Here is a 15,044-nt window from a genome sequence, read left to right as displayed (position 1 = left end):
CAGCCCCATGCCGTCTCGCCGTTCCTCCGCCGTCCTCGTGCTCGGCGTCACCGCCGCAGTCGCCGTCGCCCTGACCGGGTGCTCCGCCTCCGGGTCCGCCAGCCCCGCGTCGTCCGGCCCCGTCACGGTGCAGTTCTGGCACGCCATGGCCGGTCCCGCGGCCACCGAGCTTGACTCGCTCGTCAGCGAGTACAACGCCGACAACACCGACCACGCCACCGTGAAGGCGTCGTTCCAGGGCGACTACGCCGCGGTGCAGACGAAGTACACCGCCGCGGTGCAGTCCTCGTCGACGCCCGACCTGCTCATGATGAACGACGTCTCGACCGGCTTCATGATGGACTCCGGGCAGACCGTGGCACCGTCGACGCTGGGCAAGGTCGACACCTCGACGATGGCCCCCGCCGCCAAGCGCTACTACAGCGGCAAGGACGGGCTGGCAGCGATGCCGTTCTCGGTCTCGATGCCGGTGCTGTACATCGACAAGGCGCTCGCCACGAAGGCCGGCCTCGACCCGTCCTCGCCGCCGAAGACCCTGGCCGAGGTCGCGACGTGGGCGAAGCGGATCCACCAGGCCAGCGGCGCCTACGGCTTCAGCATGAACATTGGCGACTCGTGGATGCTCGAGGAGCTGTCGGCCTCCGGTGGCAAGGCGTTCTGCACGCCGGACAACGGCCGCGGGTCGAAGACGGTGACGGGCGTCTCCCTGACCTCGGACACGCAGGTCGACTTCATGACGACGCTGCAGTCGCTCTACCAGCAGGGTGTCGCGCTCAACCCGGGCGCCGACTCCGCCGCGATGAACTCGGCCTTCGCCAGCGGCAAGGTCGGCATGCTCCTGACCTCGTCCGGCGCGTACACGACGGTCGACCCGGACGGCTCGAAGTCCGTCGTCGCCCGGTTCCCGACCACCGCGTCGTCGTCGGACGCCGGGCAGGTCATCGGCGGCAACGCGCTGTGGATCTCCGGCAAGGGCCACTCGTCCGCCCAGCAGAAGGCGTCGTTCGACTTCGCGAAGTGGCTCCAGACGCCCGACGTGCAGGCGAAGTGGGCGAAGGCCACCGGCTACCTGGCGATGGACACCGGGGCAGCGGACACCAGCGTCGGCAAGCAGTCCCTGGCGGACCCGAACGTCGCGACCATGTACCAGCAGCTGACGGCCGACCCGTCGAGCACCGCGGCTGCCGGCTGCGTGACCGGCGCGTTCCCGACCGTGCGCGCCACGGTGATCGGCGCGTTCAACCGCGTGGTCGAGGGCGCGGACGTCCGCGCCACGATGCAGACTGCCGAGCAGCAGGCGAAGTCGCAGATCGCGTCCTACAACCAGGCCGCCGGCAAGTGAGCAGCCGCCCCGCGGCATCCTGAGAACGGGGCGGACGGGAGGCCCGGTGCCAGCTGGCACCGGGCCTCCCGTCATGTCCGCAACCAGTTCTGAACCATCCGGGCCGCTGTCCCGTTGTCCGGGTATGGCACTCACCAAGCGCACCAAGATCGTCATCGGCATCGCCTCGGGCGTCGTCGTCATCGCTGCGGCAGCTGTCGTCGGCCCGGTCATCTACGCGAACACCGTCAACGGGCAGGCCGCAGCCGCGCCCTCGCTCAGCGCCAGCTCGTCGGGCAAGCTCGACGCGGCGGATGCCGACGGCACCTGGACCAGCCAGAGCGGCTCGTACGCCGGCTACCGGGTGCACGAGGTCCTGCAGGGGAATGATGTGAACGTGGTCGGACGCACGAAGGACGTCGAGGGGAAGGTCGCCGTGTCGAGCGGGAAGCTCACGACGGCGACCGTCACCGTGCAGGTCGGCAAGATCTCCACGCCGGAGTCCGCACGTGACGAGTACTTCCGCACCAAGGCACTCGAGACCGACAAGTACCCCACCGCGACGTTCACGCTGACCAAGCCGGTCGACGTGGCACAGGCGCTCGACGGAACGAAGCAGGACGTCACGCTGACCGGCACGATGGACCTGCACGGTGTCGAGAAGCCCGTCACCGCCGATGCGCAGGTCGCGGTCGGCAAGAGCGGCACCGTGCAGGTCGTCGGCTCCGTGCCGATCACCTTCCAGGACTACGGCGTGACCGCACCGTCGCTCGGCTTCGTGACCGTGGACGGGAAGGGCTCCGTCGAGTTCTCCCTCGACCTCGGGAAGTGACCGTGACGAGCCGTTCCGCCGACGAGCTGCTGCAGGCGCTGTACCGCGAGCACGGTGACGCGCTCACGCGGTACGTGCGGCACCTCACGCGGGGCGGCTCGGGCGCCGAGGCGGTCGAGGACGTCGTGCAGGAGACCATGGTCCGTGCATGGCAGCGCCCCAACGTGCTGGAGCGGGCGCCCGACAGTGCCCGCGCCTGGCTGTTCACCGTGGCCCGCAACCTGGTCGTCGACGAGGCCCGCTCGGCGCGCAACCGCCGTGAGACCGGCTCGGAGTGGACGGTCGAGGGCGCCGAGTCCGACCGCACCGACGCCGTGCTCGACCGGATCATCGTCGCCGACGCGCTCGCCTCGTTGACGCCGGACCACCGTCGTGTCGTCGTGGACGCCTACTGGCTCGGTCACACCGTGCCGGAGATCGCCCGACGCCACGACGTCCCGGAGGGCACCGTGAAGTCACGGCTGCACTACGGGTTGCGGGCCATCCGGCTCGCACTGCAAGAACGAGGAGTGACCCGATGAACGGCGACCCGACGCCTGACGACCGGTACGTGGAGTGGGACGCGGCCTACGTGCTCGGTTCGCTCCCGCCGCACGAGCGGCTGGAGTACGAACGACACCTCGAGACGTGCGACCGCTGCACGGCCGCCGTGTCCGAACTGGTCGGCCTGCCCGGTCTGCTCGGCAAGCTGCCGGCGGACCAGGCGGTCGAGATCGCGGAACCGGACGGGAGGCCCGACACGCGGTCCGACAGCACCCTCGCCGCCGTGGCGCACCGCGTCCGGCACCGTCGGCGTCGTCGCCGGGTCTGGGTCGGCGCCACCGCGGGGCTGGCGGTCGTGGTCGCCGTGCTCGGTGGACTGGCCGTCGGCACCGCCGGTGACCGTGTCGGGTCCGTCCGGGCCGGAGCGACCACCACCGCCTCGGCGGTCGCCGACCGGTACGACATGGTCGGCCAGCAGGGGCTCGACGTCGACCTGGCGGTCAGTGGCGAGCAGTGGGGCACCCGGTTCGACTGGGGGTGCTCGTACGGCGGCAAGAGCTGGGCCGCGGACGGGTCGGTGATGTACGACCTGGTCGTGGTGCGCACCGACGGCAGCACGTCGACCGTGGCGTCGTGGACCGCGGCGGGGGCCGATGCCCACGGGCTGTCCGCGTCGACGGAGATCGCCCGGTCGGACATCGCGAGCGTGCAGGTGCGGCTGCGTGGGCAGCAGGTCGTGCTCGCCGGCGTCGACCTGTAGGCGCCCGTCGACCTGTAGGCGCCCGGGCGGCCCGGGTCAGCCGGCAGGCGCCCGGGCGGCCTGGGGCGGTCGGGTCAGCCTGGGGCGGTCAGCCGACCCGGTGCAGGTGCGCGATGATCGCGCGGTGGTCGCTGCCGCCCACGACCCGGACCTCGGTGCTGACGGGGCGCCACTGGGTGGTCGCCAGGACGTGGTCGATGGCGCCGCCCATCCAGGTCGGTGCCGAGGTCGGCCAGGTCGCCGTGCTCGTCGTGCTGGCGGCTGCGTCGCGGCACCCGTCGGGCACAGCGAAGACCGCGTGGTCGACCGTCGCGTTGAAGTCTCCGGCCACGACGGCGTCGCCGTGGCACCCCGACAGCCCCGCGGGGACGTCGTGCCGCCAGCGGCGCATGTCGGCCGACGTCGGGATCGGCGGGTTCGTGTGCACGGCCACGAACCGCGGGCCGTCGCCGTCGACCGGCACGGCAGCGACGGACCCCAGCGTCGTGGCGGCCGCGCGCGCCTGGCGGTAGGCGCCCAGACGTCGGTCGACCAACAGGCTCGTCGCCGTGCTCGCGGTGTCGCCGGTCTGCACCCCGAACCGCTGGAAGTCGAGTCCGGCACGGGCCAGTGCCCGCTGCAGGGCCGCGGCCCGGGTGGCGTCCGTCTCGGGCATCGCGACGACCTGGAGGCCCTCGCTGCGGACGAACCGCACGAACTCGTCGTCGCCGACCAGCCCGTGCTCGGTGTTGAGACCTGCGACGACCAGGTCGGACCGGGCCTGCACGGCGCCGGGGGTGAACGACCGGACGGTGCCCACGCCGACCTGCGCGACGGCACTCAGCACGAGCACGAGTGCGGGGACCACCAGCCAGGCGATGCGGCCGCGGAACAGGCGGACCACGACCGCGAGCAGCAGGACGAACCCGGCGCCGACGAGCAGCCCGATCGCCGTGACGCCCCGCAGGGCCACGAGCTGCGCGGGGCCCACGAGCGTGGACACACCGACGACCGCCGGGGCGAGCAGCACCAGGCTCACCGCGATGACGACGGTGGACAGCGTCCACCGGATGACCGACCCTGTGCGCACGGCCTCAGCCCAGCCCGGCCGCGGCCGCACGGAGTTCGGTCAGCGCTGCCAGTGCGTGCTGCGCGAGGTCGTCGTCGGCGCCGGACGGGGTGCCCGACCACCGCTCGAACCCCTGCTTGAACGCGAGCACGCCCATCTCGGCCGCCAGCCGCGCCGGCACCTCGGCTATGCCGCGGGCGACGAGTGCGTCGGTCATCGCGGCCGCCATGCCGACGGACTTCAGCGCATCCCGTTCCTGCAGCTCGGCGCTCGCCGCGACGGCGACCCGCAGGCGCGGTCCGAGCTCGCGGTTCGTCGGGCCCATCTCGGCCGACGCGCGTTCCAGCCCCGCGGCGACCGCGGCCAGCGGCGTGCTGCCGTCCGGTGCCTCGGTGATGCCGTCCGCCAGCAGCCGGCTCAGGGTCTCCTGCCCGGCGACCAGGAGTTCGCGCTTGTCGGGGAAGTGCCGGAAGAACGTGCTCTTGGTCACCCCGGCACGCTCGGCGATCTGGGTGACGGTCGTCTCGTCGTAGCCCTGGTCCGAGAACAGGTCGACGGCAGCCAGCACCATCCGTTCGCGAGCTCCGGGTTCCCAGCGTGCCATGGGTCGATCATACCGACGGGACAAATGTCCCATCGCAGGTGTACCGTGACGGGACAATAGTCGCATCACTTCGAGGAGCACCCATGCACGTCTTCATCACCGGCGGCACCGGCACCATCGGCACCGCCGTCGTCGCCGAGTTCACCGCTGCCGGGCACACCGTGTCCGCCCTGGCCCGGTCCGACGCCTCGGCCGCCAAGCTCACCGCGATGGGCGCCACGCCCGTTCCCGGCTCGATCGACGACGTCGACCTGCTGCACACCCAGGCTGCCGCAGCCCAGGGCGTCGTCAGCCTGGCGTTCCCGAACGAGTACGACAGCGCCGAGGGGCTCGCCGCGGCCATCGAGCAGGAGTCCCGGGCGATGACGGCCCTGGGGTCCGCACTCGTCGACTCCGACCGGCCGTTCGTCGTCGTGTCGGGGACGCCCTGGGTCCAGGGCCGTGCCGCGCTCGAGACCGATCCGCTGCCGCTCGAGGGGCCGGTCGCCGGCCGTGCCCGTTCGGTGCTGGCCGCGCTCGCCCTGGCCGACCGCGGCGTCCGGGTGTCGGCGATCCGCCTGCCGCGCACCGTGCACGCGGACGGGGCCGGCGGGTTCGCCGGACTCCTGACGCAGGCAGCTCGGCAGAGCGGCGTGGCCGGTCACCCGGGCGACGGTGCGCAGCGCTGGCCCGCCGTCCACGCCCGCGACGCAGCCGTGCTGTTCCGGCTCGCGCTCGAGTCGGCTCCGGCGGGCAGCGTCTGGCACGCGGTCGCCGACCAGGGCGACCGCGTGATCGACCTGGTCGAGGTCATCGGCCGGCGGCTCGGCCTGCCGGTCGAGCGCGTGGCGGACGAGACCTTCGGCCCGTTCGGCCCGATCTTCGCGATGGACCAGCCCGCATCGAGCGAGCACACCCGCCGGGCGCTCGGGTGGGAACCCACCCACCCGAGCCTGCTGGCGGACCTGGAGACGATCGAGCCCTGACCCGGACGGCGTCAGTGCTGGTCGTGTGACCAGCCGGTGCGCAGCTGCTCGGCGGCGCGGTGGAACGCGTCGGCGACGTCGGGTTCCGGATCGAACAGGTTCTGGATCCGGAGCCCGTCGAACAACGCCAGCAGCTGCCGCGCGCCCCGCACCGGGTCGGTCGAAGCCGGCTCGCGTCCTGCGGCGATGTCCGCTTCGAGCGCCTGCCGGATGCCGGCGCGGAAGGCGCGGTACGTCGCCAGGAACGGCTCGGCTGCCGTGTCACCGGCGTCGGCGGCGGTCGCCAGCGCGAAGACGATCAACCGGTCGAGTGCCGGCTCGCTGGACAGGGCGACCACCATGGCGCGGAGCCAGGGGATCGTGCCCTGTTCGGTGGCGACGTGCGCGAGCGGAGCCGACACCGATCCCAACCAGGTGCCGAGCGCCGCGGCGAGCAGGTGGTGCACGGTGGGGAACAGCGCAGCGAGCTGTTCCGGCGGGAGCCCCGCCCGGGTGGCGACGGCACCCAGGGTGCACCGCGCCGGTCCGATCTCCCGCAGCAGCTCGATCGTCGCCGTCACCGCGCGCTCCTGGGCCGGTGCGACGAGCCGTCGCGTCGACAGCTGGACCGGGGGCGTCCGGCGGAACCACTCGAGCAGTGCGTGCGCCCGCGACGTCGCTGCCTCGGGGTCCTGCGCCCTGCGCGGGTCGAACAGGTCCACGAAGCCGGGGGTCGCCAGGAGCCGCGGGTCGTCGGTGCGGAGTGCGAGCGACCACGACGCGAACGTGCTCGCCGCGATCGGGTCGTCGCACAGGACCTGCACGTCGAGGTTCGCGGGATCGGCTGCCACCTCGGCGAACTGCGCGCGCACGACGTCCTCGGGTCCCTCGAGCACACCCATCACGTTGTCGTCGTGCATCGCCAGGATGCCGGTCACACCGAGGTCGGCGTTCCGGGCCGCGGCCGTCGGCAGCATCCCGACCAGGTCGTCGACGGAGAACCGGCCGGTCCGGGCGCAGGTGAAGACGAGCGATCGCAGGGTCATCGGTGCTCCTCTGCGGCGTCCCGACGGATCGCGAGCAGCGTCAGGTCGTCGTCGACCCGCCCGCCGACGGCGCCGACGAAGTCACCGAGGCCGTCGTCGAGGGTCGGCACCCGGGTGAGCTCGGTCGCCAGCTCGGTCAGGGTGTCGAAGGTCGCGCCCGGCAGCTCGAGGATGCCGTCCGATGCGATGAGCAGCACGTCACCGGGACCGATGTCGACCCGACGGGGCATGCGCGGGAACCCGCGGGGTTGCAGGCCGACGGGCAGGTCCGCTGACCGGATGTGCTCGGCGTCACCTGCCGCGTGTCCGATCGCGGCGAAGCCGTGTCCTGCGTCGATGAAGTCCACGGCGCCGTCGGTGAACCGCAGCCGTCCGTGGAACAGGGTCGCGAAGGCCGAGGCGCGTTCGAGGCGATCGCGGACCGCGGTCTCCGCCGCGTCGACCGCGACCGCGGGGACCTCGTGCCGCTGGGTCGCCAGCGCACCCGCGATGTGGGTCGCGAGCAGGGCGGCAGGCGTCCCCTTGCCCATGACGTCGCCGACCGTCGCCGTCGCGGTGCGCCCGTCATCGGCGACGCACCACTCGGCGAAGTCACCGGACAGTCCCGCGGCGGCGCGCCAGGCGTGCGCGGCAGACCACCCCTGGACCGCACCGGTCAGCGGCAGCAGCGCCGACTGCACGACCTGCAGGCGAACGGCGAGGTCGAGGTCGAGGCCGTCGGCCTCGTCGTCGAACACCTCGTGTGCAAAGGCCACACCGCACCGTACCCCGGAGACGCCGATCCGGCCGTCACCCCGTTCGGGTGACGGGGTGTCGGTGACCGACGGCGGACGGGAGGCCCGTGGCGGGCCCGCCACGCGCCTCCCGTCCGTCTGGGGTCACCAGCCGAGCGTGCCCGGCTCGCCCTTGAACGGCCCGACCACCTTCGCGGTGATCCACCCGCCGTAGAAGTCGCCGGCCTGGGACTGCACCCGTTCGCCGGCGACCTCGCACGAGTCCATCCGGCTCGGGTAGACCGCCACCCGGCCGACCAGCTCGCCGTACCCGGGCTCCGGCGTGGGGTAGTACCAGGCGGCGCGCGGTACCGTGACGCCCCCGCCGTGCACGTCGTCGTACTTCGCCCGGCCCTTGAACTCGCACATGCTCGTGCCGCTGGTCGGGGTGAGCGCACCGTCGACGAAGTCCTCGACGGGCAGGTAGTAGACCGGCGGGTGACTCGTCTCGAGCACGCGCACGGCGTTCGTCGTGTCCGCGATCACCTGGCCGCCCAGGCGCACGACGATGCGCTCGTCGGTCGGCTCGAGCCGCGGTGGACGCGGGTAGTCCCACACCGACTCCTGCCCGGGGCCGGGGGTGATCGGGGCGGGGTGTCCGGGCCAGCGAGGAGTCATGACTCCGGTCTACGCGGCGAAGCCGAGCAGCACCTCGTTGAACGCGTCGGGCTGGTCCAGGTTCGTCGCGTGGCCTGCGTCCTCGAGCACCACGACCCGACCGTTCGGGTTCGTCCCGACGGCGGCCTGGGCGTGCGAGCACGGCCACAGCTGGCTGCCCCGGCCGGCGACCATCGTGAACGGCACGTCGAGTCGTGCCACGACGTCGCGCCAGTCCTGCAGGCCGTGGTCGCGGAGCAACCGGACGGTCTCGGGCGCATTCGGGGTGCGTACCGCCGGGAACCCGCCGATCCGCTCGATCAGTCGCAGGACGCCGGGGTTCTCCGGGTCGACGCGCAGCCCGCGGCCGGTGTCCGGGATCCCGTCGTCGAAGAAGGTGCCGCTGTTCTCCGGGGTCATGCCGGTGAAGCCGTGCTGCCAGGTGTCGTCGTTGACGAGCTTGGGCGTCTGGTCGATCGTCAGGACCCTGCCCACGCGCGTGGTGCCGAACAGGTCGACCATGGCCCAGATCGTCGAGGCGCCCATCGACTGCCCGACCAGCAGCACGTCGCGCAGGTCGAGGTGGACGAGCAGTTCGTGCAGGTCCGCGCCGTGGCGGGCGACGCGCTGGCCCCAGAGCACGTCGTCGCTGTCGCCGTGGCTGCGACGGTCGAAGGCGACGACGCGGTGCCCGGCGGCGAGCAGGGCGTCCTGCTGCAGGGCCCAGCCCGTCGCCGGCATGGCGTAGCCGGCGACCAGGACGACGGTGCGGCGGGCAGTGGTGCTCGTCTCGGGTGTGGTGCTCGTCTCCGGTGTGGTGTCGGTGTAGGCCAGGCGGGCGCCGTCCGTCGACGTGAACGACGGCATCAGAACGCCTTGCCGGGGTTCAGCGTGCCGGCCGGGTCCAGGGCGTCCTTGACCGACCGGTGCATCGCGACGACCCGTTCGCCGAGTTCCTCGCGCAGCCCGGGCAGCTTGAGCAACCCGACGCCGTGCTCGCCGGTCACGGTGCCGCCGAGCGCCAGGCAGTCGGCGACGATCCGGTCGAAGGCGGCCTTCGCGCGGCCCTTCGCGGCGGTGTCGCCCTCGGGCGCGATGATCAGCGGGTGCAGGTTGCCGTCACCGGCGTGGGCGATGTTCGCGATGGTGACGTCGTTCGCGGCCGCGGTCGCCTGGATGCGGCGGAGCATCTCGGGGACGGCGCTGCGCGACACGCAGATGTCCTCGGTGAGCACCGGACCCAGCCGCTCGAGCGCCGGGTACGCCAGACGTCGGGCCTGGAACAGCCGGTCGATCTCGTCCGGGTCGGTCGCCCGCTCGACGTCGGTGCCACCGGCGTCGGCGAAGACCCCGGCGACGTGGTCGGCGATGTCGTCCCCGGCAGCGCCGCGTTCATCGATGCGCGCGAGCAGCAGGGTGTCGACCTCGGACGGCAGGCCCAGGTGCATCCAGTCGTCGACCGCGCGCAGGCAGGTGCGGTCGACGATCTCCAGCGCCGCGGGGATGATCCCGGCGCGCGAGATCGCGGCGACGGCGTCCCCGGCCGCGCTGAGCGACGGGAAGTACCCGATCACGGCGCGCTCGTCGCGTCCGGCCAGGGGGAGCAGCTTCACGGTGACGCTCGTCACGATGCCGAGCGTGCCCTCGGAACCGACCATCAGCGCGGTCAGGTCGTACCCGGCGACGCCCTTTGCCGTCCGCCGACCGAGCTGCACGACGGAGCCGTCGGCGAGCACCACGGTCAGACCGAGCACGTAGTCCCGCGTCACGCCGTACTTGACGCAGCAGATCCCGCCGGCGTTGGTGGCGACGTTGCCGCCGATCGTCGAGATCGCCGAGCTGGCCGGGTCCGGCGGGTACCACAGGCCGTCCTGGGCGACCCGGGCGCGCAGGGCGTCGTTGATCACGCCCGGCTGGGTGACGGCGTACCGCTCGTCCGTGTTCACCTCGAGCACGGCGTCCATCAGCTCCATCGACACGACGACCGAGTGCTCGACCGCGTTCGCGCCGCCCGACAGTCCCGTGCCGGCACCGCGTGGGACGACCCGGACCCCGTTGGCTGCGGCCCAGCGGACCGTGGCGACGACGTCCTCGGTGCTGCGGACGAGCACGACGGCCAGGGGGCGGTGGTACTCGGCCCACTCGGCGTCGTCGTGGCTGTAGCGGTCGAGGGACTCCGGATCGCGCAGGACCCGGTCGGCGGGGATCGACTGCTCGAGAGCGGTGGTGTCGATGGGGTTCGTCAGGGTCATGTGCTGGTCCTTCCGGCGCGCTTCGGTGCGGCTGGCACGACGGTACGCCCTGCCGGTCAGGGCCGGGTCATGTGCTCCACGCTCCGCATCGCCGTCGCCAGGATCGTCAGCACCGGGTTCACCCCGCCGTTCGTCACGTGCACGGACCCGTCCGTCACCCGCAGGTTGTCGTGTCCCCACACCCGGCCGTACTCGTCGACGACCGAGTGCGCCGGGTCGCTTCCCATCCGGAGCGTCCCCGCCTGGTGCTGCCCACCGGAGGGGCCCTCCGGGGTGCCGCCGACCTCGGCGACGCGGACCGCTCCGGCGGCGCGCAGCCATGCGGCACTGCGGGCGCTCGTCGCGTCACGGGCACGCAGGTCCTCCGGGTGCACGCTGCCGCTGAGCCGGGCGACCGGGATGCCGTACCGGTCGAGCACCCCGTCGTCCACGCGGACGCGTGAGTCCGCCGACGTCATCTCCTGGATCGGACCCATCAACCGCATCGTGCGCCGGACCAGGTGCCGCATGCCCGCTTTCGACTCGGCGCCAGCACGCGGGAGCAGTCCTGCGGCGACCAGGTAGCGGTAGGTGTTGGACGGCGTCGCGACGAACTCGTTCGCGATCATCCCGCCGCCGACGATGCCCGCGGTGCCGTGCCGGTGGTCGGTCGTCGCGATCGAGGGGCCCGGACCGACCAGGTCCTCGACCATGTCGTCGAAGATCCCCGTCGCCCCGCCGTACACGTGTCCCTGCAGGTGGCGTCCGACCAGGTCCGCCCGGTTCCCGATGCCCGTCGGCTCGCGGTCGCTCCGGCTGTTCAGCAGCAGCCGCGCCGACTCGATCGCCCCCGCGGCGACGACCACCTCGGCGGCGTCGACGTCGTGCTGGAAGTCACGCCCGTCCGTGGTCCCGACGAGCGTGACCCCGACCACGCGGCCGGTGGCATCGGTGCGGAGCCGGGCGGCGCGGGTGCGCAGGACGATCCGGGCCCGTCCGGTCGCGAAGGCGCGCGTGAGCATGGTGTTCTGCGAGCCGTTCTTGGCGTCGACCGGGCACGCGAACCCGACGCACTGGTTGCACCCGGCGCAGGCGCGACGGCCGAGCCACGGCGTGCTGTTGACCAGGAGCGGTACGTGCACGGTGCCGAACCCGAGCGATGTCGCCGCTGCCGCCAGCCGGTCCCGCGACGGGCCAGCGGGCAGGGGGGGCATCGGCAGCGCACGCGAGCGTGGGCCGGCCCAGCGCCCGTCGTCGGCACCGCCGCTGACGCCGACCTCCCACTCGGCCCGGGCGTAGTACGGCTCAAGGTCGTCGTAGCTGATCGGCCAGTCCCGCAGGGCGCTGCCGTCCGGTACCCCGTACGTCGACGCCATCCGCAGGTCGAGCGGCGCGAATCGCCACGCCTGCGCGCCGTACACGCGGGTACCGCCGCCGGCGGTCCAGGCGTTCGCGTTCCAGCCGGGGTCCGCGGGGCGGATCGTCAGCCGGGTCCGGCCGTCGTCACGCACCCGGACGTCGCGGTCGTCGGTGGGACCCGAACGCGGCGCGAGCCCCCAGTCGGAGCGCGGGTTCCGCAGGTGGTCGTGGTCGAGCTCGGCGGTCTCCGGCCAGCCCCCGGCCTCGACGACCAGGACGTGTCGACCCGCTTCGGCGAGGCCACACGCAGCGACGCCGCCTCCGGCTCCGGAACCGATGACGACCGCGTCGTACCGGTCCCGGAGTGCGGACGGGTGCACCGTCACGGGGCGGTCGGTGTCGACCGGCACCGCCGTCGGCCAACCGCCGAGCGGCTCCGGCTGCCAGTCGACCATGCGCCAGGACACTCGGTCCGCGTTGCCGCCGTTGCCCGGGTCGGCGTAGTACCCGCCCACCACGAGTTCGGCGAACCAGTCCCAGTGGGTGCTGCCGGTGCCGTGCGCGGCGACGTCCTCGAAGCGCGCCAGCCAGTCGGGGCGATCCGCCAGCACCGAGTCCAGGAACCCCAGCGCGCCGGCCTGGCTGGCGGACGGGTGGTCGTCTTCCGGCACGACGACGTCGACCAACGCGGTCAGCCGGTCGTTCAGGTCCTGGCGCACATCGACTCCTTCGGCGTGTCCGAGTTCGTGTCCGAGTTCGGGTCGGCGGTCGTCAGTCCAGGCAGAATTCGTTGCCCTCGATGTCCTGCATCACCAGACACGACTCCTCGTCGCCGTCGGCCAGCAGCATGCGCACCCGGGTTGCGCCGAGGGCTTCGACTCGTGAGCCCTCGGTCTCGAGCGCCTGCAGCCGCTCGTCACCGACCAGGCCGGTGGCGACCCGCACGTCCAGGTGCAGCCGGTTCTTGACGACCTTGCCCTCGGGGACCTGCTGGAACCAGATGCGCGGGCCCACGCCCGTCGGGTCGACGCACGCCGTGCCGTCACCCTGCAGTGCGTAGCCCAGGACATCGGCCCAGAAGCGCGCGAGCCTGGCGGGATCGGCGCAGTCGAAGGTGACCTGGAACTCGCGCACGGTCGTCATGCGGCAACCGTACGCCTCCGGCGGTTGCTGTTCCAGGCAGCTTCGCGTAGTTTTTGAACGTGTTCGAAAATGATGAGAAGCCGCTGCCGAAGCGGGAGCGCACGCGGGCGACCATCCGCGCCGTGGCGATCCGCTCCCTGCGCGAGCAGGGCTACGACGCCACGACCATGCGTGGCATCGCGGAGCAGGCCGGCCTGTCGGTGGGCAACGCCTACTACCACTTCCCGACCAAGGACCACCTGGTGCAGGAGCTCTACGTCGACGTGCAGCACGAGCACCGGGCGGCGGCACTCCCGCTGCTCGACACGACCGACGACCTGACCGCCCGGATCGGCATCGTGGTCCGCACCGGGCTTGCGAACCTGCGCGAGTACCACGCCATCGCGCCGCAGTTCCTCACCGCGGCGATGGCCCCCGGGTCGCCGGTCAACCCGCTGTCATCCGAGTCGTCCGAGGCACGTGACCTGGTGCTCGACCTGTTCCGCCAGGCCGTCACCGGATCACGCCAGAAGCTGCCCGTGGACCTGGCCGAGGACCTGCCGATGGCGCTCTGGATGGGCTACCTGCTGTTCGCACTGTTCTGGACGTACGACACGTCAGAGGGCCAGCGCCGCACCGAGCGACTCGTCGACGCGATGCTCGGGGTGCTGCGGTTCGCGCTGCCGATGCTGCGCATCCGCCCGTTCCGCAGTGCGGTCACCGAGATCGTGGGCATCGTCGCGGGGCGCGGCGCATGAGTGGCGCCGTCACGCCGGACCTGTTCGTCGAGGCGTGCACCCTGCAGCGGCGAGCCTGGGTGTGGATGGTCGCGGTCACCCTGCCGATCGTCGCGTTCGGCTTCATGCTGACGCCGTGGCGCCTGCTGTCCCGGGGCGACGAGGACCCCGTGATCCGCAGTGTCAGCGACCTGGCGCACGCGATCCCGGCGGCGATCACGTGGACGATCGGCATCGACCTGCTCACCGTGCCGTTCAGTCTCGTCGCAGCCCTCGTCGCGCTGCCGTTCACCGGTGGACTCGCGCTGGCGCTCCGGCGCGTCCGGTCGCGAGCGCTGCACGTCGTCGCGACCTCGGCCCTCGCCGGGACCCTCGCGGCAGTGATGGTGATGCCGCTGCTGTCACCGTCGGCGCTGTCGACGACCATCGTCCTCGGCGCGGGGGCGGCCGCCGCAGTCGCGCGACACCGTGAGCTGCGGCGGGCCGACCGCACGGCGGTGGCCGCATGAACACGGACCTGCCCGCGCCGACGTGGACCTGGCGGGCGAGCATCCTGCTGGAGCTCCGTGCGCTGGGCTGGATGCTCGGCGCGACCCTGCCGGTCGCGACGACCGTGTGCATGCTCGTCGCTGCGACCGTGCCGGCGGTGCTGCCCGAGGGGTGGGAGTCGACCGGGTTCCGTGACGTCGGCTACGGCCTCGTCGTCCTGACGATGATGGAGGTCTACGGTGCGATCCCGACAGTCGTCGGCGCCGTGGTCGCGCTGCCGTTCACGATGCTGCTCGGCCTGCTGATGCGCCCGGTCCGGCGACCCGGCCTCCACGTCCTGGCGACGTGCTTGCTGGCGGGGACACTCGCGGCGGTTCCACTCGCGCTCGGCCCCTTCGCCTGGGTGCTCTTCACGCCGGTCTCGCTCGCGGCCGGCGCAGCGGGCGCGCTGGCCCGGCACGGCGCGCTGCGTCGCGCTGCGCGCACGGTGCGTGCCACGAGTGACTGGGAATGGCCCGCGCCCTGAGCCGGTGATGGTGCGGACGGGAGGCCCGTGGCGGCGCCGCCACGCGCCTCCAGTCCGCACGGTGCTGCGTTGGCGCCGGTGCGAGCTTGTCCGCCCGGTGGGAGCCTGTTCCCGCGCACGGTCCCGACAACCCGGCACCGGGCCGCAACCTCGCACGGACCCGGCAGCGGAC

The 15,044-nt window shown here is 72.7% G+C and carries 17 protein-coding genes; 8 read left to right on the top strand and 9 right to left on the bottom strand.

The window, feature by feature from the left end; all coding sequences use genetic code 11:
- Positions 1-7 precede the first annotated feature (7 nt).
- The 4 genes from MT346_RS16565 to MT346_RS16550 all read left to right on the top strand — a co-directional run bounded on the left by MT346_RS16565 (position 8) and on the right by MT346_RS16550 (position 3,396).
- Positions 8-1,342, top strand: coding sequence for an extracellular solute-binding protein (locus tag MT346_RS16565; protein ID WP_243564193.1), 1,335 nt, complete (start codon positions 8-10; stop codon positions 1,340-1,342).
- Positions 1,343-1,466: 124 nt separating this feature from the next.
- Positions 1,467-2,153, top strand: a complete 687-nt coding sequence (locus tag MT346_RS16560) for a YceI family protein (protein ID WP_243564192.1) — start codon at positions 1,467-1,469, stop codon at positions 2,151-2,153.
- On the top strand, positions 2,150-2,674 hold the full coding sequence (locus MT346_RS16555) for a sigma-70 family RNA polymerase sigma factor (protein WP_243564191.1): 525 nt from the start codon (positions 2,150-2,152) through the stop codon (positions 2,672-2,674). The genes MT346_RS16560 and MT346_RS16555 overlap by 4 nt, the downstream gene beginning before the upstream one ends.
- Positions 2,671-3,396 carry a zf-HC2 domain-containing protein gene (locus MT346_RS16550; protein WP_243564190.1) on the top strand — a complete coding sequence of 242 codons (726 nt, stop codon included), beginning with the start codon at positions 2,671-2,673 and terminating at the stop codon, positions 3,394-3,396. Before MT346_RS16555 ends, MT346_RS16550 begins: the two co-directional genes overlap by 4 nt.
- An 88-nt stretch (positions 3,397-3,484) precedes the next feature.
- Here MT346_RS16550 and MT346_RS18510 read toward each other — a convergent pair whose 3' ends face one another.
- Together MT346_RS18510 and MT346_RS16540 are read right to left on the bottom strand one after the other, a co-directional pair.
- Positions 3,485-4,465, bottom strand: a complete 981-nt coding sequence (locus tag MT346_RS18510; RefSeq protein ID WP_243564189.1) for an endonuclease/exonuclease/phosphatase family protein — start codon at positions 4,463-4,465, stop codon at positions 3,485-3,487.
- Between the two features lie 4 nt (positions 4,466-4,469).
- Positions 4,470-5,048 carry a TetR/AcrR family transcriptional regulator gene (locus MT346_RS16540; protein ID WP_243564188.1) on the bottom strand — a complete coding sequence of 193 codons (579 nt, stop codon included), beginning with the start codon at positions 5,046-5,048 and terminating at the stop codon, positions 4,470-4,472.
- Between the two features lie 83 nt (positions 5,049-5,131).
- On the opposite strand from MT346_RS16540, the gene MT346_RS16535 reads away from it, so the two are divergent.
- On the top strand, positions 5,132-6,013 hold the full coding sequence (locus MT346_RS16535; protein ID WP_243564187.1) for an NAD-dependent epimerase/dehydratase family protein: 882 nt from the start codon (positions 5,132-5,134) through the stop codon (positions 6,011-6,013).
- Between the two features lie 11 nt (positions 6,014-6,024).
- Here MT346_RS16535 and MT346_RS16530 read toward each other — a convergent pair whose 3' ends face one another.
- The 7 genes from MT346_RS16530 to MT346_RS16500 form a co-directional block, all read right to left on the bottom strand.
- Positions 6,025-7,038 (bottom strand): BLUF domain-containing protein, encoded by a 1,014-nt coding sequence (locus tag MT346_RS16530; RefSeq protein ID WP_243564186.1) that lies wholly within the window; start codon positions 7,036-7,038, stop codon positions 6,025-6,027.
- Positions 7,035-7,793 carry a PP2C family protein-serine/threonine phosphatase gene (locus MT346_RS16525; RefSeq protein ID WP_243564185.1) on the bottom strand — a complete coding sequence of 253 codons (759 nt, stop codon included), beginning with the start codon at positions 7,791-7,793 and terminating at the stop codon, positions 7,035-7,037. Before MT346_RS16525 ends, MT346_RS16530 begins: the two co-directional genes overlap by 4 nt.
- Positions 7,794-7,916: 123 nt before the next feature.
- Positions 7,917-8,429 carry a DUF427 domain-containing protein gene (locus MT346_RS16520; RefSeq protein ID WP_243564184.1) on the bottom strand — a complete coding sequence of 171 codons (513 nt, stop codon included), beginning with the start codon at positions 8,427-8,429 and terminating at the stop codon, positions 7,917-7,919.
- Positions 8,430-8,438: 9 nt separating this feature from the next.
- Positions 8,439-9,275 (bottom strand): alpha/beta fold hydrolase, encoded by an 837-nt coding sequence (locus MT346_RS16515; RefSeq protein ID WP_243564183.1) that lies wholly within the window; start codon positions 9,273-9,275, stop codon positions 8,439-8,441.
- Positions 9,275-10,660 carry an FAD-binding oxidoreductase gene (locus MT346_RS16510; protein ID WP_243564182.1) on the bottom strand — a complete coding sequence of 462 codons (1,386 nt, stop codon included), beginning with the start codon at positions 10,658-10,660 and terminating at the stop codon, positions 9,275-9,277. Before MT346_RS16510 ends, MT346_RS16515 begins: the two co-directional genes overlap by 1 nt.
- 56 nt (positions 10,661-10,716) lie before the next feature.
- Positions 10,717-12,717: a GMC oxidoreductase gene (locus MT346_RS16505; protein ID WP_243564181.1), complete on the bottom strand. Its 2,001-nt coding sequence runs from the start codon at positions 12,715-12,717 to the stop codon at positions 10,717-10,719.
- A 52-nt stretch (positions 12,718-12,769) separates the two neighbouring features.
- Positions 12,770-13,141, bottom strand: a complete 372-nt coding sequence (locus MT346_RS16500; protein WP_243564180.1) for a VOC family protein — start codon at positions 13,139-13,141, stop codon at positions 12,770-12,772.
- Between the two features lie 59 nt (positions 13,142-13,200).
- On the opposite strand from MT346_RS16500, the gene MT346_RS16495 reads away from it, so the two are divergent.
- The 3 genes from MT346_RS16495 to MT346_RS16485 are packed head-to-tail and all read left to right on the top strand — an operon-like array spanning position 13,201 to position 14,872.
- Positions 13,201-13,878, top strand: coding sequence for a TetR/AcrR family transcriptional regulator (locus MT346_RS16495; RefSeq protein ID WP_243564179.1), 678 nt, complete (start codon positions 13,201-13,203; stop codon positions 13,876-13,878).
- Positions 13,875-14,366 carry a hypothetical protein gene (locus tag MT346_RS16490; RefSeq protein WP_243564178.1) on the top strand — a complete coding sequence of 164 codons (492 nt, stop codon included), beginning with the start codon at positions 13,875-13,877 and terminating at the stop codon, positions 14,364-14,366. Before MT346_RS16495 ends, MT346_RS16490 begins: the two co-directional genes overlap by 4 nt.
- A complete protein-coding gene (locus MT346_RS16485) occupies positions 14,363-14,872 on the top strand; it encodes a hypothetical protein (protein WP_243564177.1) in 510 nt (169 codons plus the stop codon). Before MT346_RS16490 ends, MT346_RS16485 begins: the two co-directional genes overlap by 4 nt.
- The last annotated feature ends 172 nt before the right edge of the window (positions 14,873-15,044 follow it).

Origin of the sequence: Curtobacterium sp. VKM Ac-2922, from assembly GCF_022815645.1 — a bacterium.
Lineage (GTDB): Bacteria > Actinomycetota > Actinomycetes > Actinomycetales > Microbacteriaceae > Curtobacterium.
Note: the sequence above shows the minus strand (reverse complement) of the source record. Positions and strands in the feature narration are given on the sequence as shown.